Origin of the sequence: Arthrobacter subterraneus, assembly GCF_900099735.1 — a bacterium.
In the GTDB taxonomy this organism is placed as follows: domain Bacteria; phylum Actinomycetota; class Actinomycetes; order Actinomycetales; family Micrococcaceae; genus Arthrobacter_D; species Arthrobacter_D subterraneus.
This window is the reverse complement of the sequence record NZ_FNDT01000001.1, coordinates 177,454-202,376: the sequence shown is the minus strand read 5'-3', so window position 1 is coordinate 202,376 and position 24,923 is coordinate 177,454. Positions and strand designations below refer to the sequence as shown.

The 24,923-nt window shown below is 66.1% G+C and carries 23 protein-coding genes and 1 pseudogene; 11 read left to right on the top strand and 13 right to left on the bottom strand.

Annotation, left to right across the window (positions count from 1 at the left end; genetic code table 11):
* Positions 1–193: 193 nt before the first annotated feature.
* The 5 genes and pseudogenes from BLS52_RS00905 to BLS52_RS00885 form a co-directional block, all read right to left on the bottom strand.
* Positions 194–415 (bottom strand): hypothetical protein, encoded by a 222-nt coding sequence (locus BLS52_RS00905; protein WP_043480981.1) that lies wholly within the window; start codon positions 413–415, stop codon positions 194–196.
* A 195-nt stretch (positions 416–610) separates the two neighbouring features.
* Entirely contained in the window at positions 611–1,018 is a 408-nt protein-coding gene (mscL, locus tag BLS52_RS00900) for a large conductance mechanosensitive channel protein MscL (protein ID WP_090584173.1), read from the bottom strand.
* 174 nt (positions 1,019–1,192) lie between these two features.
* Positions 1,193–1,984 (bottom strand): annotated as a pseudogene (gene istB / locus BLS52_RS00895) (IS21-like element helper ATPase IstB); the annotation flags it as partial.
* Positions 1,981–3,657 carry an IS21 family transposase gene (gene istA, locus BLS52_RS00890; RefSeq protein ID WP_090584172.1) on the bottom strand — a complete coding sequence of 559 codons (1,677 nt, stop codon included), beginning with the start codon at positions 3,655–3,657 and terminating at the stop codon, positions 1,981–1,983. The gene istA and the pseudogene istB, both read right to left, overlap by 4 nt.
* Before the next feature lie 258 nt (positions 3,658–3,915).
* Positions 3,916–5,634, bottom strand: coding sequence for an ABC transporter ATP-binding protein (locus BLS52_RS00885; protein ID WP_090584480.1), 1,719 nt, complete (start codon positions 5,632–5,634; stop codon positions 3,916–3,918).
* A gap of 130 nt (positions 5,635–5,764) precedes the next feature.
* Here BLS52_RS00885 and BLS52_RS00880 point away from each other — a divergent pair, with 130 nt between their 5' ends.
* From BLS52_RS00880 to BLS52_RS00865, 4 genes are all read left to right on the top strand, one after another.
* On the top strand, positions 5,765–6,565 hold the full coding sequence (locus BLS52_RS00880; RefSeq protein WP_090584171.1) for an SURF1 family protein: 801 nt from the start codon (positions 5,765–5,767) through the stop codon (positions 6,563–6,565).
* Positions 6,562–7,026: a DUF3817 domain-containing protein gene (locus BLS52_RS00875; protein WP_245702640.1), complete on the top strand. Its 465-nt coding sequence runs from the start codon at positions 6,562–6,564 to the stop codon at positions 7,024–7,026. Before BLS52_RS00880 ends, BLS52_RS00875 begins: the two co-directional genes overlap by 4 nt.
* A 46-nt stretch (positions 7,027–7,072) precedes the next feature.
* A complete protein-coding gene (gene guaA, locus BLS52_RS00870; protein WP_090584170.1) occupies positions 7,073–8,659 on the top strand; it encodes a glutamine-hydrolyzing GMP synthase in 1,587 nt (528 codons plus the stop codon).
* A 115-nt stretch (positions 8,660–8,774) separates the two neighbouring features.
* Entirely contained in the window at positions 8,775–12,818 is a 4,044-nt protein-coding gene (locus BLS52_RS00865) for a DUF4011 domain-containing protein (protein WP_090584169.1), read from the top strand.
* 47 nt (positions 12,819–12,865) lie between these two features.
* On the opposite strand, the gene cpaB is transcribed toward BLS52_RS00865, so the two are convergent.
* The 3 genes from cpaB to BLS52_RS00850 form a co-directional block, all read right to left on the bottom strand.
* On the bottom strand, positions 12,866–13,543 hold the full coding sequence (cpaB, locus tag BLS52_RS00860) for a Flp pilus assembly protein CpaB (RefSeq protein WP_090584168.1): 678 nt from the start codon (positions 13,541–13,543) through the stop codon (positions 12,866–12,868).
* A gap of 89 nt (positions 13,544–13,632) precedes the next feature.
* Positions 13,633–13,944 (bottom strand): FmdB family zinc ribbon protein, encoded by a 312-nt coding sequence (locus BLS52_RS00855; RefSeq protein WP_090584167.1) that lies wholly within the window; start codon positions 13,942–13,944, stop codon positions 13,633–13,635.
* A 137-nt stretch (positions 13,945–14,081) separates the two neighbouring features.
* Positions 14,082–14,714, bottom strand: coding sequence for a 5-formyltetrahydrofolate cyclo-ligase (locus BLS52_RS00850; protein ID WP_090584166.1), 633 nt, complete (start codon positions 14,712–14,714; stop codon positions 14,082–14,084).
* Positions 14,715–14,786: 72 nt separating this feature from the next.
* Between BLS52_RS00850 and galU the strand changes: the two genes are divergently transcribed.
* The 4 genes from galU to BLS52_RS00830 all read left to right on the top strand — a co-directional run bounded on the left by galU (position 14,787) and on the right by BLS52_RS00830 (position 18,553).
* Complete coding sequence (gene galU, locus BLS52_RS00845; protein ID WP_026545974.1) at positions 14,787–15,689, top strand: UTP--glucose-1-phosphate uridylyltransferase GalU; 903 nt, start codon at positions 14,787–14,789, stop codon at positions 15,687–15,689.
* An 8-nt stretch (positions 15,690–15,697) separates the two neighbouring features.
* Positions 15,698–16,321 (top strand): GNAT family N-acetyltransferase, encoded by a 624-nt coding sequence (locus tag BLS52_RS00840; protein WP_090584165.1) that lies wholly within the window; start codon positions 15,698–15,700, stop codon positions 16,319–16,321.
* 80 nt (positions 16,322–16,401) lie between these two features.
* Positions 16,402–17,322 carry a hypothetical protein gene (locus tag BLS52_RS00835; RefSeq protein ID WP_139186210.1) on the top strand — a complete coding sequence of 307 codons (921 nt, stop codon included), beginning with the start codon at positions 16,402–16,404 and terminating at the stop codon, positions 17,320–17,322.
* 61 nt (positions 17,323–17,383) lie between these two features.
* The gene (locus BLS52_RS00830; RefSeq protein WP_139186209.1) at positions 17,384–18,553 is read left to right on the top strand and encodes a phosphotransferase; all 1,170 of its coding nucleotides are present in this window, start codon (positions 17,384–17,386) and stop codon (positions 18,551–18,553) included.
* A gap of 191 nt (positions 18,554–18,744) precedes the next feature.
* On the opposite strand, the gene BLS52_RS00825 is transcribed toward BLS52_RS00830, so the two are convergent.
* From BLS52_RS00825 to BLS52_RS00810, 4 genes are all read right to left on the bottom strand, one after another.
* Positions 18,745–19,416 carry a response regulator transcription factor gene (locus tag BLS52_RS00825; RefSeq protein ID WP_090584162.1) on the bottom strand — a complete coding sequence of 224 codons (672 nt, stop codon included), beginning with the start codon at positions 19,414–19,416 and terminating at the stop codon, positions 18,745–18,747.
* Complete coding sequence (locus BLS52_RS00820; protein ID WP_245702639.1) at positions 19,413–21,113, bottom strand: sensor histidine kinase; 1,701 nt, start codon at positions 21,111–21,113, stop codon at positions 19,413–19,415. The genes BLS52_RS00825 and BLS52_RS00820 overlap by 4 nt, the downstream gene beginning before the upstream one ends.
* A 9-nt stretch (positions 21,114–21,122) precedes the next feature.
* Positions 21,123–21,551 carry a hypothetical protein gene (locus tag BLS52_RS00815; RefSeq protein ID WP_026545979.1) on the bottom strand — a complete coding sequence of 143 codons (429 nt, stop codon included), beginning with the start codon at positions 21,549–21,551 and terminating at the stop codon, positions 21,123–21,125.
* A gap of 64 nt (positions 21,552–21,615) precedes the next feature.
* Positions 21,616–22,110 carry an Lrp/AsnC family transcriptional regulator gene (locus BLS52_RS00810; RefSeq protein WP_090584161.1) on the bottom strand — a complete coding sequence of 165 codons (495 nt, stop codon included), beginning with the start codon at positions 22,108–22,110 and terminating at the stop codon, positions 21,616–21,618.
* Positions 22,111–22,257: 147 nt separating this feature from the next.
* Between BLS52_RS00810 and BLS52_RS00805 the strand changes: the two genes are divergently transcribed.
* From BLS52_RS00805 to BLS52_RS00795, 3 genes are all read left to right on the top strand, one after another.
* Positions 22,258–23,508 carry an MFS transporter gene (locus tag BLS52_RS00805; protein WP_090584160.1) on the top strand — a complete coding sequence of 417 codons (1,251 nt, stop codon included), beginning with the start codon at positions 22,258–22,260 and terminating at the stop codon, positions 23,506–23,508.
* A gap of 62 nt (positions 23,509–23,570) precedes the next feature.
* Complete coding sequence (locus BLS52_RS00800) at positions 23,571–24,200, top strand: winged helix-turn-helix domain-containing protein (protein WP_090584159.1); 630 nt, start codon at positions 23,571–23,573, stop codon at positions 24,198–24,200.
* Positions 24,197–24,394, top strand: coding sequence for a hypothetical protein (locus BLS52_RS00795; RefSeq protein ID WP_090584158.1), 198 nt, complete (start codon positions 24,197–24,199; stop codon positions 24,392–24,394). Before BLS52_RS00800 ends, BLS52_RS00795 begins: the two co-directional genes overlap by 4 nt.
* Here the strand turns inward: BLS52_RS00795 and BLS52_RS00790 are convergent.
* Positions 24,391–24,879 carry an Lrp/AsnC family transcriptional regulator gene (locus tag BLS52_RS00790; RefSeq protein WP_026545983.1) on the bottom strand — a complete coding sequence of 163 codons (489 nt, stop codon included), beginning with the start codon at positions 24,877–24,879 and terminating at the stop codon, positions 24,391–24,393. The genes BLS52_RS00795 and BLS52_RS00790 overlap by 4 nt on opposite strands.
* Positions 24,880–24,923 lie beyond the last annotated feature (44 nt).

The window sequence follows — 24,923 nt, the reverse complement described above, 5'->3', positions numbered from 1 at the left end:
CCGGTTGGCTAAGGGTTCCTGTATCGCCCGGGGGAACGGCAGATGCCGGTCGGGGGTATGGAGTCGGGGCGCCGTCGTTGCTAGCATGTCAGATCTCTTGAGTGGGAGAAATCCATTCTGGAATGGAAAAGGTCCGACCTGGCGTGCGCCGGGCCGGACCTTTTCAGTGAGACGCGCTAACAGTCCAGACCCACTACCCGACCTTGCCGGAGAGTGCGACCAGTACACCTGCCGTAGCGAAGTATTTATTGCTTCCCAGATCGCGGATGGTTTTGATTCCCATACCGGCAAGCAGTTCGTCGTGCTTTTCGGTCAGGCCGGCAAGAGTCGAGGGCGGGGCCGACAGGACCTCGTCCAGAGTCGAGTTCTCGTAGGCCTTGTCCAATGCCTTGCCCAATTCAATCGAAACAGCCACTTTTCATGTCCTTTCATCGATGACGGAAAACAAGCACAGCCAGCCTGCGGCTGCACGAACGCCGGGATTTATCCCTGCGCCGCTGGGAGACACGCTATCGGAGCATCGCTCTGCGGAACGTAAGCGTGCCGAAGCGATTGGGCGGCGGTTTAGCCCTGAAAGCGGATTTTGGTGGGTTTGGGTCCGCCGACTTGATTAGGCCCTGCGGTCTTGCCGTAGGGAATCCCGGATTTCCGTGAGCAGGGCAATCTGGGGGTCTTCGGCCGCTTCTTCCTTGACGTCCGGGTTGATGCCGAGGCGCCGGTTGCGGCGCTCGATCATGTGGTTCATGGGCACGACGATGACGAAGTAAATGGCTGCCGCCACGAGCACGAAGTTAACAATTGCTGTGAGCAGGACACCGAATTTAATGTCGTTTCCGTTGAGGGTCACGACGGCGAAGCTATCGAAGTTCGGAGATCCGACCAAGGCCGCGATGAACGGCATGAGAACGCTCTGGACTAGGGCCGTGACTACGGCACCAAAGGCGGCACCAATCACGACGGCGACGGCAAGGTCTACGACGTTGCCCTTCATGATGAAATTCTTGAATCCGGTCAACATAGGGATCAAACTACCCCACGCGGACGCCGTATCGGATACTCTTGGGGAAAGTTTCGTGGTGAGTTATCCAGTGCCTGCCGGCGCCCGTGGCATGAGGTCGGATTCACCTCTGCGGGGACCTCGGGTTCCTGCAGCGGGGTTGTTCGCCTGTTCCGAACTTTTACGCGCGATGCCATGGGCCAGGCGATAGGAGTCGGTGCCGGTTTCGATGATGGTGCCCTTGAAGGTGAGGCGGTCCACGATGGCTGCACAGAGGCGCGGGTCGGTGAAGGTTTTGGTCCAGCCGGAGAATGACTCGTTCGAGGCGATCGCGATGGAATTCATTTCCTCGCGTTCGGTGAGGACCTGGAACAGTAGTTCGGCGCCCCGCCGGTCCAGTTCCATGTAACCAAGCTCGTCGATGCAGAGCAGGTCCACCCGGCCGTACCGGGCGATGGTCTTGGCCAGGACCTTCTCGTCGGCGGCTTCGACAAGTTCGTTTACGAGCCGGGTGGCGAGGGTGTATTTGACTCGGTAGCCCTTCTCTGCGGCGGCGGTGCCGAGTCCGATGAGCAGGTGGGATTTGCCGGTCCCGGAGTCCCCAATCAGGCAGAGGGGTTGTCCTTTGCGGATCCATTCCCCGGTGGCCAGGGTGTGGATGGTGGCGGGGTTGATGTTCGGGTTCGCGTCGAAGTCAAAGTCCCCGAGCCACTTGTCCCGGGGAAAGTTCGCGGCTTTCACGCGCCGGATCGAGGAGCGCCGGTCCCTGTCGTCGCACTCGGCCAGCAGCAATTCGACCAGGAAGCCTTGGTAGGAGAGTTGTTCCTTCCCCGCGACGGCGAGGGCTTCATCGAGGACTGCCCGGATGGTGGGCAGGCGCAGCCGGCGGCAGGCCTGGTTCACGGCGGCAACCGCTGCCTGTTCGGTCAGGCCTCGCCGCCGGCGCAAGGCCGGGGTGATGGTGGTCGCCGGTGCGGTTGGGCTCATGAGATGTTCTCCTTTGACGCGGTTCCTGCGGGGTGTTCCGAACGTTTGGCCAGCAGCTCGTCATAGGCGCGGACCGACGGCAGGGGCCGGCTATCAGGTGGCAGCCCGGCGATGACGGCGACGGGGTCCATGAGGCGGCGCTGGGTGAGACTGACAACCCGTTGCACCTTCTCTTCAGCATGAACACCGGGATGACGGTCCGAACTGGCCCCACCCCGGCAGGATGTCGTGGCGTGTCTGCGGGCTTCGACCGCGACGACGTCGGCGCTGACCGCGCCCACTACGAGGGCCGCGGTGATGCCTGCGTGGATGTCGCAGGCGTCCATGGACCGGTGGAGGAGCAGGACGTCGATGAGTTCACGGGTCCCGTCGGCGTCGCCGTTGACCCGGCGGGAGGCGGCCCAGAATGCCTCGTGCGCGCTGCTGAACGTCCCGGACTCTCTCGCCCGGGCCAAAGCGGTGGAGCCTGGAAGGGCGCCGGGCTTGGTTTTGAGGACCTCGAGATAGTGGTCCAGCTGGACCGACTGTCCGGACCGGGCGGCGAGCCGCTGATGCCTGGCGACCACGGTGCGGCCATCGAACACCACGACCTCGGACGCCCGCAATGAGACCCGGACTCTCCGGCCGATGAACCGGGCCGGGACGGAATACTTCACCATCCGGACGGTGACCATCGAGGACCTGTCGACCCTCGGGTTCAGCGCCAGACCCGGATCAAATTCCTCTGCCGGCAACCTGGCCAGGAACGGCCGTTCGATCTCGAAGTCCTGGCCTATGGTGCGGATCCTGTCATTGATCCTCCTGTCCTCGTCCTGGGCTTCCCATTTGCGGATCCGGTCGTTGAGCTCGTCCAGGGAGTCAGCAACCGGCATCGGTGAAAGCCGGTTGCGGCGGAACCAGCCCACCTCACCTTCAACGCCGCCCTTTTCGTGGGCCCCGGCGATGCCGGGCTGGCAATAGAAGGGGTCGAAGCCGTAGTGGGAACGGAACAACACCCATCTGTCGTTCTCCCGGCGCTGCCGGCCCTGACCGAACACCACAGCGGTGACAGCACTGGTGAGGTTGTCATAGCGGATGTGTTTAGTCGGGATGCCGCCCAGAACCTTGAAGGCCTCGATGTGCCCTTCAAGGAAGGCCTCCTGGGCCTGGGTCGGGTAGATCCGATGGATGGCCCTGCCCGAATGCGATAACCGGAAAATGAACAGGTGACACTTCGTCTTCACCCCGTTCAGCACGACATAGACCTCGCCGAAGTCCACCTCAGCCTCAGCACCCGGAGCGTGTTCCTGAGGAACGAACACCTCAACCCGGCGGCCGGCCTCCACATCAATCTGGGCCCGACGGACCCTTACGTAATCACGGACCGTCGAATACGACAGCTCCTGCGCTCCGTGCTCTTCTATGAGCCGGGCCAAAATCCTGCGTGCAGTATGGCGCTGCTTCCGCGGCGCCGTCGTGTCCTCGATCAGCATCGCATCGATCGCGCCCTTAAAAGGCTCCAGCCTCCAGGACACGCCTTGCCTCTGTTTACGCTCCGGAGGGGCAGCCGAATCCAGTGCCTGCCTTACCGTTCGCCTGTGAACCCCGTACCGGACCGCCAACGCACGAACCGACAGGCCCTCAACCCGGGCGTCCCTTCGAATCCGCGCGAACAACTCCACTCTCGACTCCATCCAGACCAGCCTTCCGCCGCATCCATCCAGTGATGAATCCAACGTTGAAGGTGGGGCCACAATAACCGCCACAGGTGCCCGGCGAGTCATGAAGGGGGGCCAGAAATAACCGTCCTGCCGGGGCCATATAAACCTGTCACAGCCAGGTGGCGTCGGATCAGGCGCAGCGATTCGGCTTTGACCGCCGGCGCGTCAGCGACCGGAAGCTTTCCCCGCATCGCCGCATCCGGGTCGGCTGCCGGAACAATCACCTGGGTATCACTCACTGCGGATCACCACATTCCGGTAGGCAGGGACGGTGGACATCAGTTCCTGGTGCGTTCCTTCAGCACTCAGCCGACCGTCCTCAAGGAAGATGACATGGTCCATTGCGCCGAGCATCAGCGGGCTCGCGGTCACGACGACGGTGCTGCCGCCCTCCGCCCGGCGGGCGCCGGCGAGCCGCCCCGCGATCCGGGCTTCAGTATGCGCGTCGACGGCACTCGTCGGTTCAATGAGAACCAGGGTTTCCGCCTGCGTCAGCAGCGCGCGGGCCAGTACCAGCCGCTGCCGTTGCCCGCCGGAGAAACCCCGCCCCCGCTCGGTCACCTCGGAATCGAGGCCCGCCTCGAGCCCGTCGAGGATATCCAGTGCGCTGGCAGCCTCGAGTGCCTCGAGGATTCGCCCGTCACTGGAGCGGCCATGAGGATCCAGCGAGTTCCGCAGGCAACCGGTGAACATCTGGGGATTCGCCTCACTCACGACAATCCGGCGCCGGACCTCATTGAGCGGAACCTCGTGCAGGGCGGCAGCACCCCACCGAACGACGGCGTCCCGCAGCACCGCGTCATCGAAGCGGCCCAGCCGGGTCGCGAGATCGGCGGAGACCGACGGATCGGCGGAGACCAGCGCGGTCAGCCCGCCCGGCTTCAGGCAGACACCGGTCAACGTATCCACAAGCGGCGCGGGGCGCGGCGGAGCGGAGGCAGTGGCGACATCGGAAACGCTTGCCTCCACGGACAGCACGTTGATGATCTTCCGTGCTCCGACCAGCGCCCTGATCGAGTGCGAAACGCCGTCGGCAGCGCTCCGGATGGGGGTCATCAGGAAAATGGAATAGCCGAACAGGGCGACCAGCTGGCCGGGCTCGATGTCACCGTTCAGCACCAGCGTTGCGCCTACCCAGGTGAACACCACGCTGAACGCACCCGCGATGAAGACCTGCGACGCCTCCAGTGTTGCCAGCGAGCGGGCAACCCTGATGCCGGCGTCGCGTGTTTCAGCGGACCGTTCACGGTAGCGGTTGACGAAGATGTGCTCCCCGCCGATGCCGCGCAGAACGCGCAGCCCCGCGACCGTATCGGCACCCACTGCGGTCATTTTGCCGGATGCATCGCGCTGGTCGCGCTGCCGGGCCTGCAGCGGCCGGACCACGAACAGGAGCAGTGCACAGCACGCAGGAACACCTGCCAGCACGACGGCGGCGAGCGGAACCGAGCTCAGGGCGATGAGCCCGCACACAACCAGCCAGGACACCAGCGCACCGGCGAGGCGGGGGCCGATGTAGAAAATCTCGCCGAGCCGCGTTGCATCGGACGCGGCCGTGGACACCACCTCGCCGGTGGAGAGCTTCTGCGGCAGCGCGTCTCCCGTGCGGGTGATGTGGTACCCCACCAGCCGGATCGACTTGAACGCTGCCTGCATCCAGTTGCTGATGGCCGCACGGTGCGCCAGCATTCCGGCGAACGCCTGCCCCACGGTCAGCGCAACCAGGATCCCGACCCACCAGAGCAGCGCCTCCTGGCTGCGGCCGATGATCCCCTCGTCAACGGCGCGCCCCAGCGCAAAAGGAACCACAGCCTGCGCCACCATGAGGAGCGTTTCAAGCACGATGGCGGCAGCCAGCGTGCCCTTCTGGCTGGAGGCCAGCCAGAGCAGGTAGCGGGAAGGCGACCGGAGGTCCGGAGGACCCGGGTCCGGGTAGGGGTACGAGCGCACGAAGACCAATCGTAGTCCTAAGTCCTCCGAAGTGATAGATGTTTCCCAATCAGTTATCCGGCCGTGATTTCCATCTCCTCCCCGTGGCCCTGATTCGTTCGCTTCACCCGGCACCAAGTACCGTTAAGACGTGTTGAAAACCGCGCTCAAGCCGCGATGGATCCTCTCACTGATCCTCGCCATGGCCATCGCCGCGCTTTTCGTTCTCCTGAGCCAGTGGCAGTTTTCCCGTTCGCAGGATTCAGCTCCGCCGCCTCCGAGCGCTACTGAGCAGGTCCGGCCCCTCACCGAAGTGTTTACACCGGGCGTGCCGATGACAGCAGGCATCGCGGACCAGATGGTCCGCATGGAAGGCCGTTTCCTGCCCGACACGACATTCCTCGTACAGACCCGGCTGCAGGGAGACAGGGAAGGCCTGTGGGTGGTATCGGCCTTTGAGGTCAACGGCGATCAGCCCGCCGTCCTGCCGGTGGTCCATGGGTGGGTACCGGACGTTCAAGCGGGGTCAGCGGTGCCGGCGCCGGCCGGCGCGGCCACGGTCGAAGGCAGGCTGCTCCCTACCGAAGCGCCCGTGGTCCGGCAGCCGGTTGAGGGGCAGATTCCCACGCTGTCGGTGGCGCACCTCATGAACCTGTGGGGCGTGCCGTCCGCCTACTCCGGCTTTGTTGTGTCCGCCGAAACGGTCCTGGACGGCGCCATCGTTGAACCTGAGCCGCCCCTTGAACCGGTACGGGTGGGCCCCCAGCCGCAGGAAACCCCCCTGAACTGGCTCAACATCTTCTATGCCGTGGAGTGGTTTGTCTTTGCCGGCTTCGCTTTCTTCCTCTGGTGGCGACTTGTGGCGGATGATCACCGCCGCACCCTGGAGGAGGAACAGGACCGTCAGGACAGTCTCCTGAATGAACCGACAACCGACGAGGTAAGAACGTGACCGAACCAGCCCCCGCCAAGAGCCCGGCCGGAAAGCGCCGCTACGGCGGAACACATGCCCAGATCCGTTCGGCGCTCAGCTTCTACAAGGTGCTCGCCTACGCAACCGGCGTGATGCTGCTGCTCGTCGTCGTCGAAATGGTGGCGAAGTACGGGTTCGGTGCGGAGATCATCGCGGGAGGGTCTGCGGGTGCGCTGGGACTCGTCCAGGAAGCCCAGGCGGACGCCGCCGGGGGATTCAACCTGTCCACAGCGGTTCTGATCGTCCACGGTTGGCTCTATGTGGTGTACCTGATCGCGGACTTCCGGCTCTGGCAGTTCATGCGCTGGCCGTTCTCCAAATTCGTGGTCATCGCGCTGGGCGGCGTTGTCCCGCTCCTCTCCTTCACCGTGGAGAAGCGCATCCACCGGCAGGTTGAAGAGGAACTGGCTGCCCACCCCGACGCAAAGACAAGGTACTGACTCCACAAATGTGCAGCCCCTGCCGCCCTGCCACTATTGTTGACGCGTGACTACCGCCGCTTCCGCCACTGAACACCCGCCGGTACTTGTCGTCGATTACGGCGCCCAGTATGCCCAGCTCATTGCTCGCCGGGTGAGGGAAGCGGACGTCTACTCCGAGATTGTCCCCCATACGCTCAGCACCCAGGAGCTGCTCGCGCGCAAGCCGGCGGCAATCATCCTCTCCGGCGGACCGTCCAGCGTTTACGCAGAGGGCGCTCCCCGCATCGATCCGGAGCTGTTCGATGCCGGTGTGCCCGTCCTTGGCATCTGCTACGGATTCCAGGCCATGGCGGACGCGCTCGGCGGCACGGTGGCAAAGACCGGCCTGCGGGAGTACGGCTCCACCGACGTCACCGTGTCCAACGGTGCACGGTCCATTCTCGAGGGAACTCCGGACCACCAGAATGCCTGGATGAGCCACGGCGACTCCGTGCAGGCAGCACCCGACGGATTCGAGGTCCTGGCGAGCACCGCGGGCGCACCGGTTGCTGCGTTCGCCCATGAGGGCAGGCAGCTATACGGTGTCCAGTGGCACCCCGAGGTCAAGCACTCGGCGCATGGCCAGCAGGTCCTGGAAAACTTCCTGTTCAAGGGTGCGCGGCTGCACCCAAACTGGACCACCGGCAACATCGTCGAGGAGCAGGTCGAGCGCATCCGGGAGCAGGTAGGGGACTCCCGGGTGATCTGCGGGCTGTCCGGCGGTGTGGACTCCGCCGTCGCCGCCGCTCTCGTCCAGCGTGCGGTCGGTGACCAGCTCACCTGCGTTTTTGTGGACCACGGGCTGCTCCGTGAAGGCGAGGCGGAACAGGTGGAGCGTGACTTCGTTGCCGCCACCGGCGTCAACCTGTACGTCGCCAATGAGCAGAAGCGGTTCCTCGAGGCTCTCGAGGGTGTCGAGGATCCCGAAACCAAGCGCAAGATCATCGGACGCGAGTTCATCCGCGCGTTCGAGGAAGCCGAGCGCGCCATCATCGCGGACGCCGAAGCGCACGGCGAGAAAATCCGCTTCCTCGTGCAGGGCACGCTGTACCCGGACGTGGTGGAATCCGGTGGCGGTGAGGGTGCGGCCAACATCAAGAGCCACCACAACGTCGGCGGCCTCCCCGAAGACCTGCAGTTTGAGCTCGTGGAACCGCTGCGGACGCTGTTCAAGGACGAGGTCCGGGCAGTCGGCGCCCAGCTCGGGCTGCCCGCGGAAATCGTCGGACGCCAGCCGTTCCCCGGCCCCGGCCTCGGAATCCGGATCGTCGGCTCCGTCAACGCCGAACGGCTGGAACTGCTCCGCAAGGCGGATGCCATCGCGCGTGCGGAACTCACCGCAGCCGGCCTCGACAACGAGGTCTGGCAGATGCCGGTGGTCCTGCTGGCCGATGTGCGCAGCGTCGGCGTCCAGGGCGACGGCCGTACCTACGGGCACCCCATCGTGCTCCGGCCGGTCTCCAGCGAGGACGCCATGACCGCCGACTGGTCGCGGCTGCCTTATGAGCTACTCGCCCGGATCTCCAACCGGATCACCAACGAGATCGACGGCGTCAACCGCGTGGTACTCGACGTCACCAGCAAGCCGCCGGGCACCATCGAGTGGGAGTAGTACCGCTCCCGGGGTGAGTACCGGCAAAAGGAAGCCGGGTCAGCCGCCGCGAAATTCGGCACCGGCCCGCGTTGCTTGCAGCCGGTGGCGGGCAGCGTCGGCTAGCTTGTAAGACATGCCTATCTGGTCAAGATCAGGCCGCGAGGCCGTAGGGAAGAGGACAACCGTGCCAGTGCCGGACGCCGGGGACTCCGCTGAGGATTTCCTGATCCCGTGGCTGCGCAGGCTTGGCCCGCATGCGGGAACCGATACGCTCCTGCACTTCACGCCGTCGCGCTCCAACAGCATCGACCTTACGCACGCCCATCCGTCCGGTCTGGCGCAGCTTCTGGCAGGCCGGCGAACGCGCCTGTCCACCCTGCTGCGCGACCCTGACCAGTACTCGGCTGCCATGAAGGCCGCGCGGCTGCTCCGTGCAAAGGTCTATGAACTCGCCACAGAACGCGGGATCGACGTCGGCTATCTCGCTGCCGGCACCGCGTCCTGGCGCACCATGGACGACGCCGGCCGGACGGACTCGCTGACCGCGCCGGTACTGCTCACTTCCGTTGCCCTGACGGTGCACGGGTCGCAGGACGACTACGAACTCCAGCTCACAGACAAGGCACGGCTCAACCCTGCGCTGGTCCGCACCCTGCACAAGGACCACGGCATTGATTTCGATCCCGAGGCCGTTGCCCGCCTCGCCTACAGCACCGCCCGCTTCGATCCACACCCGGTGCTGGACCGCCTCCGCGCCCTGACCGACAACGTCCGCGGCATGACGGTTGAACACCACATCCTCGTGTCCACCTTCGCGGACCTCGCCGACGTCGGCGCGGACTCGGCGGTCCGGCCGGAACACCCACTGCTCGCTGCCCTGATGGACGCCGCCCGTGAAGGTATCGACTCTCCGTCGGGCGCAGAAGCGCCGTCGCGGGACACCCCGCTCGATGACCGGGACCCCTCCACGGAATTCCTCATTCTCGACGCTGATCCCCGGCAGCAGAAGGTGCTCGACGCCGTGGCTGCCGGCGGTTCCGTGGTGGTGTCCGCCCCTCCCGGGACCGGCCAGACCCAGACAGCCCTGAACGCCGCGGCAGCGCTCGCCGAGCAGGGCAAGAGCGTCCTGGTGGTTGCCGAGCGCCGGGGAACCCTGAACCAGTTCGTGCAGGAACTGGACGCGCTCAATCTCGGCTCACTGGTACTGCAGCTCAATGCGAACAGCAACCCGGCCCAGCTGAAGGACCAGCTGGTTCGTGCAATCGTCCGCAACGAGAAGGCTGTGCAGCCCAAGCTGACCTCGCTTCATGAGACGCTCGTTTCCCACCGGCACAAGCTGCTGGACCACGTGCGGTCGCTGCACAACGTGCGCTCACGCTGGGGGTGCTCGCCCTACCAGGCCATGCAGTCCCTTGCCGAGCTGACCTCGCTCAATCCGGCCCCCGCTACAACCGTCCGGCTCAAGCGCAGCGTCATGGACAGCATTCCGAACCGGACGGAGCTTACCGCGAGGCTCCGGCGCGCCGCCGAGCTGGGCGGGTTCAGCAGGGAAGCGACCCAGAGCCCCTGGTTCGGTGCGAAGCTCCGCAACCGCAAGGAAACCGAACAGGCGCACACTCTGGCAGTGGACCTCGCGCGGGACATCCCGCTGCTGCAGGAAAAGGTCCGTGCGGTTGCGGACCACTCGCACATCGAGCTTGGAACCACGTTCGAGGAGTGGGGCGGCCAGCTCGATCTGCTGGTCGCTGTGCGGGCCAGCCTCGACAAGTTCACCCCGGATATCTTCGACCGGCCTGTGACCGACCTGATCTCGGCGACGGCCTCTTCCTCCTGGCGCAGGGAGCGGACCATCGAAATGAGCTCGATGACCCGGTCGCGGCTGCGCAGGGTTGCCAAGGAGTATGTGCGGCCCGGCGTCCATATCTCGGACCTGCACCAGTCCCTCGTCGAGGTACAGGAACAGCGCGCCCTCTGGACGAAGTACGCCACCACCGAGCGGCACCCCTCGGTGCCGACGGGCCTGGCGGAGATCAACAGTTTCTATCGGACAATCGACTCCCGCCTGGCCGAGCTCACCTCCATCCTGGCCGGAACGCCGGAGAAGCCGAAGCTTGCCGCGATGCCGCTGGATGAGCTTGCCGACCGGCTCGCTGAACTCGCCCGCGACAAGCAAAGCCTTGCAACCCTCCCGGAACGCACCCTGCTGCTCGACGAGATGCGCGAGAACGGTCTGGGCGAACTGCTCGATGATCTCGCGGAGCGCGAAGTGGGCGCCCGCCAGGTCGGAGGAGAGCTCGAACTGGCCTGGTGGCAGTCCGCGCTGGAGGCCATGATCAGCGGGGACGATTACCTTGCCATGTCCGACGGCGCGAGCCTGCGCACGCTGGAGGCGGAGTACCGGCTGGCTGACAACGCACATGTGGCCTCGGGCGCCGGCCGCATCCGCTGGGCGTTGGCCGAGCGGTGGCGGGCTGCGCTCGAGACGATGCCGGCCGAAGCGGAACAGCTGCGCGGCCTGCTGAAGGAAGGCGAACCGGGCCTTGAAGCGCTGAGCGCACAGGCCGATGAACTGGTGACCGCGCTCATGCCGGTCTGGGCTGCAAGCCCACTCGTCCTTCCGCTGGTCCTGCCGCAGGACAAGACGTTCGACGCCGTGATTGTGCTGGATGCAGAATCGATTTCCCTGCAGTCGGTGGTGCCGGCGCTGGCACGTTCACGGCAGGTCATCGCGTTCGGCGATGACCGGCTCGGCGGCCCGCGCAGCTTCACCGTGTCGGTGGGGGACGAGCGCCGCAATGCGCCCGAGCACCTTCCGAGCGCCTACCGGGCGCTCGCCGCGGTACTGCCTTCACTGGCCCTGCGGGATGTCTACCGCGGGGTGGACAAGGATCTGTCGGACTTCCTCAGCGAACGTTTCTATGACGGCGAGCTGACACGGTTGCCTTCCGGTTCTGAGATCACCGGGCTGGAGCGCCCCTTCAGGGTTGAGTACCTGCCGGACGGAACCGGCATGCCGAGCTCGGATCACGACGGCGTCGAGAGCGTGGCCGCGGAGGTAACCCGCGTTGTGGACCTCGTCTTCGAACACATCCGGCACCGGCCGAGTTACTCGCTGGCCGTTGTCACCGCGAGCGCCCGCCATGCCCAGCGCGTGGGTGAAGCTGTACGGCTCTTCATGGCCGACGCTCCGTGGGCGGCGGATTTCTTCAAACCCGGCAACGAGTCCTTCCGGGTGGTCCCGGTGGACCGCGCTGCAGGGCTTACCCGCGACGCCGTGATTTTCTCGCTGGGATTCGGACGGACGCCGCACGGACGTGCGCTGCACAACTTCGGGCCGCTCTCGGCTCCGGACGGCCGCGGGAAGTTTGTCACGGCCATGACCCGCGCCCGGTACCGCCTTCACGTACTGACCTGTTTCCAGCCCGGTGATCTGGATCCGGAACGGCTGGGACACGGCGCACTGGACTTCTACGAACTCCTGCGCATGGAACTTTCCGGGGACGCAGCGCAGGCCTCGTCCGCCGATGGTGATGCCGCCAACCAGGATCCGCTGGTCGCGGATCTGGTGGAGCGGCTGCGCTACCGGGGAGCGGCTGTCCGCAGCAACTACGACGGCGTACTGGACATCGTGGCGGGGGCCGGGACAGGCGTGCCTGCCACCGACGACGAACCTGAGCTGTTCATTCCTCCCGTAGCCATCGAGTCCGACGGTTCCGACCGCTACCGGAGCATGAGCGTGCGCGAGCGCAGCAGGCTGCGCCCCCAACTGCTCGAACGCATGGGCTGGCGTTATATGCCGCTGTGGACCATCGAGGTGTTTACCGATCCGGAGGGCTGCGCCGAACTGATTTCGGGGTATCTTGGCCTGGAGCACAACGGCCGGGAGACTGCGCGCAGCGGCGCGCAGGGGCCACGGGAAGGAAGCGGGGCAACCATGGAACCCGGAACCGGGAACAGCGGAGAATCCGAAGGAAGACCCACGGGAGACAGCGCGGCGGAGGACACGCCGGCCGAGCCTGCGGCGGCGCAGCCAAGTTCCGCCGAAACCACCAGTACCGCACCCCATGGTGACGTGATTCCGCAGCGCGCCGCCGAGGATGACCCGCGCTCCTGGAATGAAGAAGACGGCAACCACGATGAGTGGCTGAAGGAGCAGAAGCCGCCGCACTGGAGCTAGCACGCGAGGTGCGTTCTATGACCAAGGGGCGCCAGCGCCACCGAACGCTAGTCCGCGGATGCGGCAGTCAGAACGAGGTGGACCTGACCGCTGCTTGAGGCTCCCGCCAGAGCAGCGGCTTCATCCGGAGCGGCCGCAACCACTACCAGGCCGTCTTCGGCACCCTGCGGCGCGCTGAACGGTCCCGTGCCCGATTCCTCTGACGTCCACAGCACCGGCAGCCCTCGGGCGAGAACCGTGTTCTTCGCCGATACTTCAAACCCGTTACCCGTGCTGAGCACCACATCGATACGCTGCCCTGCGGAGAGAAGCTGCACGGTGGAGGCGTCAGCAGGACGCAGCGGCACAGCGACAGTGCCCTCCGGACTGCCGGCAAGGAGTCCGGCCCCCACCAGGAAGTTCTCGGCGAGCACATCACCGGCGTAGACGGGGGTGGCGAGCTGCTGCCCTGCCACCAGTTCGAACGAGCCAAAGGAGTGTTCCGGTACGGCAGCACCGGGCAACTCCACCATGGCGAGTTGCTCCGGTGCCAGCACCGTGCCGACCGGAAGGTCCGATGACGCGGCGACCACCTGCACGGTCTCGGGTTCAGGGGGCAGCAGCGCTTCGACGGCGAATCCGGCGGCTGCGCACAGGAAGGCGGCCGCCAGAAGACGGCGTTTGCGGAATAGAAAGGCGTGGAGGCGACTCTGCAAACGGGCGCGGGTGTTTGCTGGTTCAGGCATGCCTCAACGCTAGGATCACTGCGATCTCAGCGGCGTGGGAATCCGCCGTATGTGGACAACCCGCCCCGAGTCAGGCAGGCCTGGCGGCGTCAGACAGACGTGGCGGCCGCGGCCTTCCCGGATGCTCCGGAGGAGGACGTCGAGGAGGTCGCTGCATTGCTCTCTGAGCCCGTGGCTGCCGGGGCCGACTTGGAAGCAGTGCCGGGTTCAACTGACGAGGACGAGGAGCGTGAGTCTGTCCGGTAGAAGCCGGAACCCTTGAAGACCACGCCTACGCTATTGAACTTCTTGCGCAGCAGGCCCTCGCACTCGGGGCAGACCGTCAGGGAGTCATCTGAAAATGATTGCTGGACATCGAAGGCGTGGCCGCAGTCCCTGCAAGCGTAAGCATATGTAGGCATCGACAATCCTCCTGGAGAAGCGCTGTTCGTGGACGGGTCCGTTGCCGAGTGTCTGCAGAACCTTGGCACTCCACCCTTCCGAGTGCCAATTCTACACTGCTTCCTTCGCTGGTGCGGAGCTGGCGCGGAAACGACCCTCATCCCACGCTGTGAAGGCCGGACGGGGTGAAGACGCCGTTCAGTGGCATGTCGAGCGGTGTGGTTTCGATGATGCCGGGAGCGAGTAGTTCCTCGTCGTACACGTAGCCCAGCCTGTCGGCGTCGGGCTGCTCAAGGCGCAGCTGCGCGAGGAAGCGGTCGTAGTAGCCGCCGCCCTGGCCGATCCTGTTTCCCCGTACATCCATGCCGAGCCCCGGCACCAGCACCAGCCGGAACGGCATCACGGCGGTGAAATGCCGACGTTCCCCAACCGGCTCCCACAGGGGTGCCCGCGGGCTTTTGGCGAGCTCAACGCCCGGCTTCCAGCTCACCCAGCTCATTTGGTACTGCGCTTCACACACCGGTACCACGACGTCGTAGCCCGCCGCGGTCAGGGCAGGCAGCAGTTCACCGGTGCCGGGCTCAGGCGGCACCGAAAGGTAGGCGGCGATACAGCCCGTGTCCGGAGCGGCCTGCAACCATCGGAGCACCTGGTTCGCGAGGGCGGCTGCGGCGGTATGCTGCTCCTGCCCCGAAAGCCGGCGACGCCGCTCCCGGAGCGTCTGCCGCAGTTCCTCCTTGCGGGACGTGGGGGTGGATACGGGGCTCGGCAGGGGTGCGGGGGAGTCCATGGTGGCACTGTACCGCTAGTGCCCGGCGTAGCACGTGCGCCGGATTGGCGGCCAATTCTGTACTGTGGTGGCATGACTGAGCGACCAAGAGTGAACAAGGCCGTCATTCCCGCTGCGGGCCTGGGTACAAGGTTCCTGCCGGCCACCAAGGCAATGCCCAAGGAAATGCTGCCGGTCGTGGACCGGCCTGCCATCCAGTACGTGGTCGAGGAAGCTGTGGGTGCAGGCATCGACAACATCCTCATGATCACCGGGCGCAACAAGAGGTCGCTTGAGGATCACTTCGACCGGGTGCCGTTCATCGAGCAGACCCTGGAAGCGAAGGGCGATCTCGAGAAGCTGGCCTCCGTCCGCCGCGCCTCGGAGCTCGGCGACATCCACTACCTGCGCCAGGGTGATCCCAAGGGCCTCGGGCACGCAGTGCTGCGTGCGCGCCTCCACGTCGGAGCAGAGCCCTTTGCCGTCCTGCTCGGTGATGACCTGATCGATGAGCGCGATGTGCTGCTCGAAACCATGATCGACGTCCAGGCGAAGACCGGCGGGTCCGTGATCGCCCTGATCGAGGTGGACCCGGACCAGATCAGCTCCTACGGCTGTGCAGACATCTCCCCGATCGACGGCGAGGACTATGTGCGCGTCAACGAGCTGGTGGAGAAGCCTGCCGCAGACGAGGCGCCCTCCAACCTGGCGCTCATCGGCCGTTACGTACTTCACCCGCGGGTCTTCGACGTCCTGGAGGAAACAGGTCCGGGACGCGGCGGCGAGATCCAGCTGACCGATGCCCTGCAGACCCTTGCCGCTGCAGAGGGCGAGGGCTCCGGCGTGTACGGTGTGGTCTTCCGCGGCCGTCGCTATGACACCGGGGACAAGCTGAGCTACCTGAAGGCTGTGGTCACGCTGTCTTCGGAGCGTGACGACCTCGGACCCGACCTGCGCAAGTGGCTGCAGGAGTTCACCGCCTCCCTCGACGGCTAAACACCGACATGTGGGGCCGGTTCGCCTGGCCGGTCACCCTTGAGGCCGGCAACATCCTCCTTCGTCCGCTCCGTCACCGCGACAAGCGGGAATGGATGGAACTGCGCCAGCGCAACGCCGAGTGGCTGGCACCGTGGGAAGCGTCGAATCCGGCGCCGGGGGGCTATCTGCCGTCGTACAACGAGATGGTCCGTGCGCTGAACGCGCAGGTCCGCTCCAGCAGTGCGCTGCCGTTCGTGATCGCCGAGCGCCGGGAGAGGACCAGGCGGCCGGTCATGGTCGGCCAGCTCACCGTCTCGGGCATCATCTGGGGCTCAGCGCTGACAGCGACGCTGGGGTACTGGGTGGACAGGGAGCGCGCGGGCAGGGGAATCGCCCCCACGGCGGTCGCCCTCGCCACGGACTACTGCTTCCGGGAGCTCGGCCTGCACCGGATGGAGATCAATATCCGGCCGGAGAATGAAGCGAGCCTCCAGGTGGTGCGCAAACTCGGTTTCCGGGACGAGGGAATCCGCAGGGCCTACCTTCATATCGCGGGTTCGTGGGCTGACCACCGGTCCTTCGCGCTCACCGCCGAGGAGATCCCGGGAGGGCTCCTGCGCCGCTGGCGGGAGTCAGCTCCGCGGGCCTAGCCAGGAAGTTCCCGATTCGGAAGCGGACACACCGCGGTGAATGAGGGCCCGAGCCCCCATCTGCTCATAACGTTTTGTACGTGGACTTCTCTCTGAACAGCTCAGTTGTACTGGCGGCCATCGTCGGGCTCTGGCTCATTTGGGTCGCTCCCTACCTTCTGCGGAACCGCCAACCCCTCACGGTGCACGGATCCGCCTCCATCCCACGTCCAGGCATCACATCCGGTGACGCCGGGTTCCAAAGGAGCGTCATGACCATGTCCGCCGCCGACGAACTTCAGCCCTCATCCGCACCAGCGACTGCAGGGCATGCGGGCACCGGTTCCCCACGCAAGGCAGACCAGGCTCCGAAGCTGAAGATCCGGTGGGGGCGGCTCACGCTTGCCGCAGTCGGAGCGTCCTCCCTGGCAGCTGCGCTGGTCACCTCGGTGCTCGCCGTCACCGGGCTGGTACCCTCCATCGTTCCCGTTGCGGCGCTGCTCCTCGCCGTCGCAAGCGTTGCGGTGCTGCGTACGCTCGCTGTTCGCGGCCGCCGTCGTCGGGTGGAACGCCAGGCTCCCGCAGCCGCTCAGGCATCAGCCTCTCCGGCGGTGGCGCCGGCTCCGGCCGTGCAGCGGCCCACGAGGCTCTTCAACGCGGAAGAGGCCGGAGGCTCCGGGGCGAAGGAAGAGAACGCAAACAACGACGCCGGCACCCCCGAGGCTGCCCCCGTCCAGTTCACTGCCGCTGAACTGCGGGCGGCGGCGCTCGCCGTCGCTGCCGAATCCGGAGAGAAGCCGGCCGGCACCGGTGCACCCTGGCAGCCCGTGGATGTACCCAAACCCACCTACGTTGAAGCGCCGAAGGCAGACCGGGAAGACCCGGCTCCGCTGGACCTCCCCGAAGCACCCAAGCCGCAGGTCAAGACGCCGATCAAGAATGGTGCCGCTGCTCCGGCAGTGGAGACCCCTTCCACGCCCCGGATGAACCTGGACGACATCCTTCAGCGCCGCCGGGCGTAGTCCGTCTGCCGCCCGCACGGTGTCGGAAGCGGACGAGCTTGCGCTGCTGGAAGGCTCCGGCATGGGATCGGTTCTGGAAGAAGCTGCCACGGCGTTGGCCGGTCCGCTGGAGCATTGGGAACTGCGCGGTCTTCACCACCGCCCGGGCGCCGGCGTTACCGGGATCTATGCGCTCCGGTATGGGATGCCGGGAGGTTCCGTCGAAGGGTTCCTGTGCGTAACCACCAGAAGGGTGGCCGGGGACTTTCCACGCTCAGTACGCCTCGCCGGACCCGGCGGAACAGCGCTCCTGGTGTGGAGCCACCCCCACGACCCGCTCCTTCCCGGGCTCGGCTGGGCATGTGACCCGCGATCTGTCGGCCCTGCGCTCTTCGGCGTCGGCGCCGCCGGCCTGACGACCCTGGGCTACCGTCCCATGAGGCGGGCCGTGCTGCGGGCGGAGGGCGCAGCGGAAACGCGCTACCTGAAGGTGCTGCCGGCGGGCGGCGCCGCCGCACTCCGCCGGCGTCACGACCAACTGATCAGGGCAGGACTGCCGGCGCCCCAGCCCGTCGCCTCGCCCGGCGCCGAGGTGCTCGTGACCATGCCCGCTGCCGGAACCCCCCTGGCGCACCGGTTCATGGTGAACGGTGCAGCCGAAATCCACCCCCAGGTCCTGATCGACCTTCTGGACCGTTTTCCGCGGACGGTCCTTGAATTCCCGGAAAAGCAGCCCTGGTCGGCACGAGTCCGGGACTACGCCCGCGCAGCGGTGGCCGCCCTGCCGGAGGAATCAGCGCGCATCACGCGGCTGGCCCTGCGGGTCGAGGAGCTGGTCCGGTCTGCGCCTGCCGGCCCCATAGTCGCCACCCACGGTGATTTCCATGAGGGGAACCTCCTGGTGGCCGACGGCGGCATCACCGGAGTTCTTGACCTGGACGCCGTGGGACCGGGCCATCTGGTGGATGACCTGGGATGTTTCCTCGCGCACCTTGCGGTCCTGCCGAGTGTTGACGAACGCTATCGCCACGTTCCGGACGCTGTAAGGCGTTTTCAGGAGGCCTTCGAGGAACACGTGGATCCTGCAGCGCTCCGGGCGCGTGCAGCGGGCGTAGCCCTGACCCTGATTGCGGGAGCGGGGAACACCCGTGGGCAGCAGGCCGGCGGCCGGCGCGCCGGGGCACGCGGACGGTTACGGGCGGCCGAGGCTTTCCTGGACGTGCACAGTGGCATGGAGCCCGAAGTTTCATGAGAGTTTTCTCATCCCCGTTTCCTGTATCTCTCACATTGCGGCGTCATGCTTGAGCTACCGGACCCGTGGTTGCGCAGGGCACTTCTGCCCGACCGGCCACCTCCGAAGGACCCGGGTGCGTTTCCCCCAACCGCATCCGGGTCCGCCCTTTTTCTGCCCGGTCTCCGGTAAGGGAACCGGAGGCGTGCGCCTCAGGAATCGTCGGCGACCAGCCGGTAGCCCATGCCGCGAACTGTTGCGAAACGCTCGGCACCCAGCTTGTTCCGCAGGTACCGCACGTACACGTCCACCACGTTGGAACCGGGGTCAAAGTCATAGCCCCACACACGGGAGAGCAGCTGTTCCCGGCTCAGCACCTGCCCGGGGTTGCGCAGAAATGCCTCCGCCAGCGCGAATTCCCGCGCTGAAAGATCCACCTCCCTGCCGTTCACGAGGGCCCTGCGGGATCTGAGGTCCAGCTGCAGATCGCTGTGCGAAAGGACCGTGTTGTCCGCAGATGGAGCTTCCTGCCGCAGCCGCAGCCGTACCCTCGCAAGCAGCTCCTCGAACCGGAACGGCTTGGACATGTAGTCGTCCGCCCCTCCTTCAAGACCGGCCACCGTGTCGTCGACCGAGCTGCGCGCCGAAAGGATGATCACCGGCGTCGTATTCCTGGACTCTCGGAGCCGCCGCAGGACGGTGAATCCGTCCTGGTCAGGCAGCCCGAGATCCAGCACAATCAGTTCGAAGTCACCGGTCTGGGCCAGGTTGTAGCCGTCCCGTCCGTTGCCCGCGACGGTGGGGACGTAGCCGGCGGCGCGCAGGCCCTTCGCAACGAATGAGCTGATGCGGTCTTCATCCTCGACGATCAGGATCTTGCTCATGACTGTGTCTCCGGTTCCGTGGGTCCTGACGGCTTCCTGGCGGGCGCTGCGGGCCGCGCGGAAGCGGACGGCGCAGGCAGCGGGGGAATCACCATTGTGAACGTCGCACCCCGCCCCGGCGCCGACTGAAGTTCAACCTCGCCGCCGTGCGCCTCGGTGATTGCGCTGACGATCGTGAGCCCCAGGCCGGCACCCTCGGTGCGTTTGCTGCTAGCGCCGCGCTCGAAACGCTCGAAGATGCGCAACTGGTCCTCGCGGGCGATCCCGACGCCCTCATCCCGCACCCAGAGGTGCACGCCGTCGTCGTCCTTGCGGGAACCGATTGCGATGGTGGTTCCTTCCTCCGTGAACTTCACCGAGTTGGCGGCCAGCTGCAGCCAGGCCTGCGTGATGCGGCGGGCGTCCAGCACGGCGATTGCTTCGGCCCGTCCGTCGATGATCCAGCGGCGCGCGCCCAGGGTGCGCACCTTGTCCATCACGTCGTCGGTGAGCCTGCCGAGGTTCACCGGTTCCGGGCGCACGAAGTCAGGTCCGGCGATGCCGGCGAGGGTGACCAGGTCATCGACCAGCAGCCGCATACGGTCCAGCTCGTCCAGGGCGATATCACGCACCGCCTGCACATCCTGGGGGTCGCCGGAATCCTGGAGCTCCAGATGGCCCTGGATGATGGTGATCGGCGTCCGCAGTTCATGCCCGACGTCGTCGAGCAGCCTGCGCTGGGAGACGAAGGAGCCTTCCAGCCGGTCGAGCATGGCATTGACGGTGCGGGTGAGGTCGGAAAGATCGTCGTTACCGGTGACCTCGATCCGCTGGGAGAGGTCGGTCTCGGTGATGCGCTGCGCGGTTGTCCGCACCCTGCGGATCGGATCGAGCAGTTTTCCCACCAGCAGGAAGCCGACGACGCCGATCAGCAGCAGCGTGGCCATATTGATCAGTGCATACGTCCCGAACGTGCGGTTGACCTGCTGGTGCTCGGCGTCGGCATCGAATCCGAGCACAAAGTAGGTCGGTTGGGCGTCGCTGGCCAGGATCACCGGCGCCACCATCACGCGGTAGTTCGTGAAGGCCGTGTCGACCGACTGGATGGTCACCTGATCCGGGGGAGCAACGTCCGTCACATAGCGGACCAGCTCCGGATCATCCTCGAGACGGACTTCCACCTCCTGGTTCGCGTAGTAGATGACCCGGCCGTCGCGCACCGCCATCATGCCCTCATTGGGCTGCGTCAGCGTCCGCTGCATCACCAGGTAAACCAGCTGGTCGGCCTCCACGAAGGGCTCCAGCGTAGTGGGATCGATGCCGGTTGCGAGCAGGGTTTCAAACTCCTGGAAGCTGCGCGTCAGCGAGTCATCCATGTCATTGTTGAGGTCGTTGCGCTGCAGAGCATATGCGGTGGCTCCGGCAAGCAGCAGCCCGAGGGCGCTGAGCACCAGCATTGCCGTCAGCACCCGGGTGCGCACCGAGGAGTAGCCGCGGAGGACTCTCCGCAGGCGTGTCCGGATTCCCGCCGGAGGCTCCCCGGCGCTGTCCTCCTCCGGCACCTCGTCCTCCGCCTGCCGCGAGACCCTGATCAGTGTGGTGGGTTCCGGGGACGGCGGCAGGCCTGTCCTGATGGGCTCGGTTTGCGGCGGATCCCCGGCAGGCGAAGCGGCGCCTTCACCGGGGCGAACGGAAGGGCCGACGTCGTACCTAGTCATCGGCGCGACCTAGTCATCGTCGATCCCACCGTCGTCGCTGTCACCGTCTCCATCGCCGCCCCGGCCGCGTCCGCGGTTGTCATCGTCGTCGTCCTCCGGGGTGACCGGGGCAGGTGCCGGAACAACCGCGGGCGGCGGTGCAGGCTCTTCGGTCGGATCTTCCGTCACCTCATCGGAGGGCTCCGGCTGAGGGGCCGGCGGCGGAGGAACCGCAGAGGGCGGGACGGAGGGGGAGGGTGGCGGTGAGGGCACCGCCGACGGTGAAGGCGACGAGGTTCCGGGGGGCGCCGGCGGGAGCGTATCGGTCACGCCCACAGCCGGACCCAGGTTTTCCGGTGCGGGGCTGCGCAATGATCCGGCCATCGCAACACCGACCGCCACGACGGCACCAGCGGTGGCCGCCGTGATGAGCCAGGTGTGGACCCGCGACCGTTTCATGGTTCAAGTATCCCCACACATCATGAGATTCAGATGAGAACCGGGGCACCTTTCCGCAGACCGTTCAGTTCCCGGACGAAGGCCTTCCCTGCGCCTTCTCGACCAGTAGGCGGTCAAGCAGGGGTTCGACGCGATAGGGGATGTGCTCGTGCAGGGCAAGCACAGTTTCCGTTCGGATCACACCCTTGATGCGCAGGATCGACCGGAGCGCCGACTGAAGGTGATGCGTGTCCGTCGCGGCAACCCGGCACCACACATCACCCCTGCCGGAAATCTCATGCACCTCGAGGACCTGGTCGAGGACGCGCAGCGCCGAGATCACACCGTCCAGCTCGCGGTGGGTCACTTCGATGGTGACAAAAGCGACGACGTCGTACTCCAGGCGTGCGAGGTCGAGTTCCCTTCCGCTCCGGCGCAGGATGCCGGAGCGGAACAGCCGCTGCATCCGGGCCTGTGCAGTGTTGCGTGCCATGCCGAGCGACTCACTGAGCTGGCTGACCTGGGAGCGCGGGTCGCGCACCAGCTCACGCAGAAGGCGGATATCGGTATGGTCCAGCATGAGCGGCTCCTCGTTCAGCCCATCTGAGAGGCGGATCCCCCACAAGTTCTGAGCACAATGATCAGAGTAGGCCCGATTGAACTTCCACGCTAACCGCGAGAGCTCACCATAAAGAGAAGGAATGGTAGGAATCGACGGAAGGTGAGCATGAGCGTCATCAGCGAATTGCGTATGCGTCCTGCAGCTCTGCAGTCTCCCCGGTGGGACGCGTCGGTGCGCACCCGGCTGGCGCTCGCCGTCGTCGTCATGTCCACCCTGCTGGTGGGAGCCAACCTCGCAACCCCGCTCTACCCGCTGATCCGTGCCGAGCTCGGTCTGAGCGCCTTCCACACAACGGCTGCCTTCGCCGCCTACGTTTTCACCCTGGTGGCCGGGCTCCTTCTGGTGGGCCACTGGTCGGATCACATCGGGCGCCGGGCTGCGCTGGTCCTCGCAGTGCTGACGGGTGTCCTCGGAGCGGTAGTGTTCGGCGGCGCAACCTCCCTCCCGATGCTCATCCTGGGCCGCTGCCTCCAGGGCGCCGCGGTGGCGTGCGCTACCGGAGCCAGTTCCGCAGCGCTGCGGGACCTGTTGCCGCACCGTCCGGAATGGGCATCGCGCTTCACACTGGTGGCCTCGGCAGGGGGAGTGGCTGCGGGGCCGGCACTAGGGGGGCTGCTGTCACTGCTGCCGGATCCCACGCGGCTTCCGTTCGCGCTCTATGCTGCATTCCTGGGACTGCTCCTGATTCCGCTGGTCCTGCTCGATGCCCGCCCGGCCATCAGGCCGGCCGCGCCGGCACGGCCGCTATCCGCGCTGAAGCCCCGCCGCCCGGCAGTGTCCCGGACGGCGCGCCGCGCATTCTGGGCCGCAGCCGCCGTCGGCTTCCTGAGCTTTGCGGTGTTCGGTTTCTCACTGAGCCTTGCGCCCACGTACTTCGCAGGCATTACCGGATACGACAGCCGGCCGTTGGCCGGCCTGCTCGCCGGACTGGTGCTCGCGGCCTCCGCGGCCAGCCAGCTCTTTCCCCAGCGCGGCGGCCATGGGTCCGGAGCGGCCGTACCTGGCCTGCTCGTCATGGCGGGCGGGGTGGCACTCATCCCGGTCGCCGGCGTGACCGGGAACGTCGTGCTCCTGCTCGCCGCCCTGGTGCTTGCCGGGTCAGGGCAGGGCGTTGCTTTCCGCCGTGTCTTCAACACCGTGGCGCAGCAGGTGGAAGGGTCCCAGCATGCGCAGATCATCAGCACCGTGTACGTGATCACCTACCTCGGAAGCGCTGTGCCGGTGCTTGGACTCGGGCTGGCGGCGGATGCGATGGGCCTGGCAGCTGCCGTTGCCGTGTTCGCCGGGCTGGTCTCCGCCGGATGTGTTGGGATGGCTGTCCTCCTGGGAAAATTCCCGGTCACCGCATCCCTCTAGCCCAAAGATTTGTTTGCAAAGAAACCATTGCAAATGTTTCTTTGCACTTGTAGAATTCCTGCATGGAGTCAGCGCAGCAACCAAATGACCGCACGGTCGATATCAACGCCCTGAAGGCCCTCACACACCCGTTGCGCATCCAGCTGCTCAATGCGCTCTCGCAGTTCGGACCACAGACCGCCAGCGCGCTCGCGGCCCGGCTCGGGGAATCGAGCGGGTCCACCAGCTACCACCTGCGGCAGCTGGCAAGGCACCGGCTGGTGCGGGAAGTGGAGGGGCGCGGTTCAGCCCGTGAGCGGTGGTGGGAGCGTCCGCCCGGCGCCCTCAACCTGTACTCCAGTGACATGGCGCATGATCCCGGCACCAGGGACGTTGCCGCCATCGTCAACCGGGAATTCAGCCACAACCGCGCCGCACTGCTGGAGGACTACATGGAGCGTGGACCACTGGTCCTTCCCGAGGAATGGCTCGATGCCTCGGTCATCTCAACCATCAACGCACGCCTCACGTCAGCACAGCTCGCTGAGCTGTCCGCGGAGCTGATGCGCCATGCGCGCGAGCTCTTTGAGAAGTACCGCCCGGACGGCAACGCCGCACCGGATGCCAAAGCGGTACAGATCCACCTCAACACCTTCCCGATTATCCAGGGCCAGTTCCCCGCACCCGATTCGCGAAAAGAAGATCTGCCATGACAACTCTCACCGGGCTTTGCCCACCCGCAGCACACGCCCGGGGATTCGATGCCCTGTTGATCGCCGTCGGCCAACGGCTGGTCCGGACGGGCGAGCGGCTCGCCTCCCGGCAGCACCCGGCACGGGACCACCGTGAACACGAGGACCGGCTCCGCGACGGAGCGGCCCTCCGGCACTCGGGGATCTGGATCTAGCCGGACCCGGGAAGCAGCCCCGCGTTGCCTTCCATCCGGTTGAAAACCAGCGTGGTCTCGGTGTGTCCCACCACCGGGTCGGTGGTGAGGTAGTCCAGTACCCAGTCCCTGAGCGCCTCGGTATCCGCAACTGCCAGATGGATGAGATAGTCCACCGATCCGGAGACATGATAGGTGGCGACCACCTCGGGCAGCGCCGGAACCCGTGAGGTGAACCGGTCAATTTCCTCGCGGTTGTGTCCTTTGAGCTGCACGGAAACCAGGGCCTGGACGGCACGGCCGATCGCAGCAAGGTTCACTTCGGCGTGGTAACCGGTGATGACGCCGCGTTCGGCGAGCTGCCGGGTCCGCAGCAGCGCAGTGGAGGGGGCCACGCCCACCTTGTCGGCGAGCTGCGCGTTGGTGATCCGGGCATCTGCCAGCAGCTCCTGCACGATCCGCCGGTCCACCGGGTCCAGTCCGGCCGGTTTGCCACTGTTCGCCATAGATGCTCCTGCTTTGCCTGCGGTCGTGCCTGCCGGGATCCCCC

What these genes read in the sequence shown, in the direction of transcription:
- mscL (WP_090584173.1), bottom strand. Translation starts at nt 1,018, where the DNA reads ATGTTGACCGGATTCAAGAATTTCATCATGAAGGGCAACGTCGTAGAC.
- istA (WP_090584172.1), bottom strand. Translation starts at nt 3,657, where the DNA reads ATGGAGTCGAGAGTGGAGTTGTTCGCGCGGATTCGAAGGGACGCCCGG.
- BLS52_RS00865 (WP_090584169.1), top strand. Translation starts at nt 8,775, where the DNA reads ATGCCTATCTGGTCAAGATCAGGCCGCGAGGCCGTAGGGAAGAGGACA.
- cpaB (WP_090584168.1), bottom strand. Translation starts at nt 13,543, where the DNA reads ATGCCTGAACCAGCAAACACCCGCGCCCGTTTGCAGAGTCGCCTCCAC.
- BLS52_RS00855 (WP_090584167.1), bottom strand. Translation starts at nt 13,944, where the DNA reads ATGCCTACATATGCTTACGCTTGCAGGGACTGCGGCCACGCCTTCGAT.
- BLS52_RS00850 (WP_090584166.1), bottom strand. Translation starts at nt 14,714, where the DNA reads ATGGACTCCCCCGCACCCCTGCCGAGCCCCGTATCCACCCCCACGTCC.
- galU (WP_026545974.1), top strand. Translation starts at nt 14,787, where the DNA reads ATGACTGAGCGACCAAGAGTGAACAAGGCCGTCATTCCCGCTGCGGGC.
- BLS52_RS00840 (WP_090584165.1), top strand. Translation starts at nt 15,698, where the DNA reads ATGTGGGGCCGGTTCGCCTGGCCGGTCACCCTTGAGGCCGGCAACATC.
- BLS52_RS00830 (WP_139186209.1), top strand. Translation starts at nt 17,384, where the DNA reads ATGGGATCGGTTCTGGAAGAAGCTGCCACGGCGTTGGCCGGTCCGCTG.
- BLS52_RS00825 (WP_090584162.1), bottom strand. Translation starts at nt 19,416, where the DNA reads ATGAGCAAGATCCTGATCGTCGAGGATGAAGACCGCATCAGCTCATTC.
- BLS52_RS00820 (WP_245702639.1), bottom strand. Translation starts at nt 21,113, where the DNA reads ATGACTAGGTACGACGTCGGCCCTTCCGTTCGCCCCGGTGAAGGCGCC.
- BLS52_RS00815 (WP_026545979.1), bottom strand. Translation starts at nt 21,551, where the DNA reads ATGAAACGGTCGCGGGTCCACACCTGGCTCATCACGGCGGCCACCGCT.
- BLS52_RS00810 (WP_090584161.1), bottom strand. Translation starts at nt 22,110, where the DNA reads ATGCTGGACCATACCGATATCCGCCTTCTGCGTGAGCTGGTGCGCGAC.
- BLS52_RS00805 (WP_090584160.1), top strand. Translation starts at nt 22,258, where the DNA reads ATGAGCGTCATCAGCGAATTGCGTATGCGTCCTGCAGCTCTGCAGTCT.
- BLS52_RS00800 (WP_090584159.1), top strand. Translation starts at nt 23,571, where the DNA reads ATGGAGTCAGCGCAGCAACCAAATGACCGCACGGTCGATATCAACGCC.
- BLS52_RS00795 (WP_090584158.1), top strand. Translation starts at nt 24,197, where the DNA reads ATGACAACTCTCACCGGGCTTTGCCCACCCGCAGCACACGCCCGGGGA.
- BLS52_RS00790 (WP_026545983.1), bottom strand. Translation starts at nt 24,879, where the DNA reads ATGGCGAACAGTGGCAAACCGGCCGGACTGGACCCGGTGGACCGGCGG.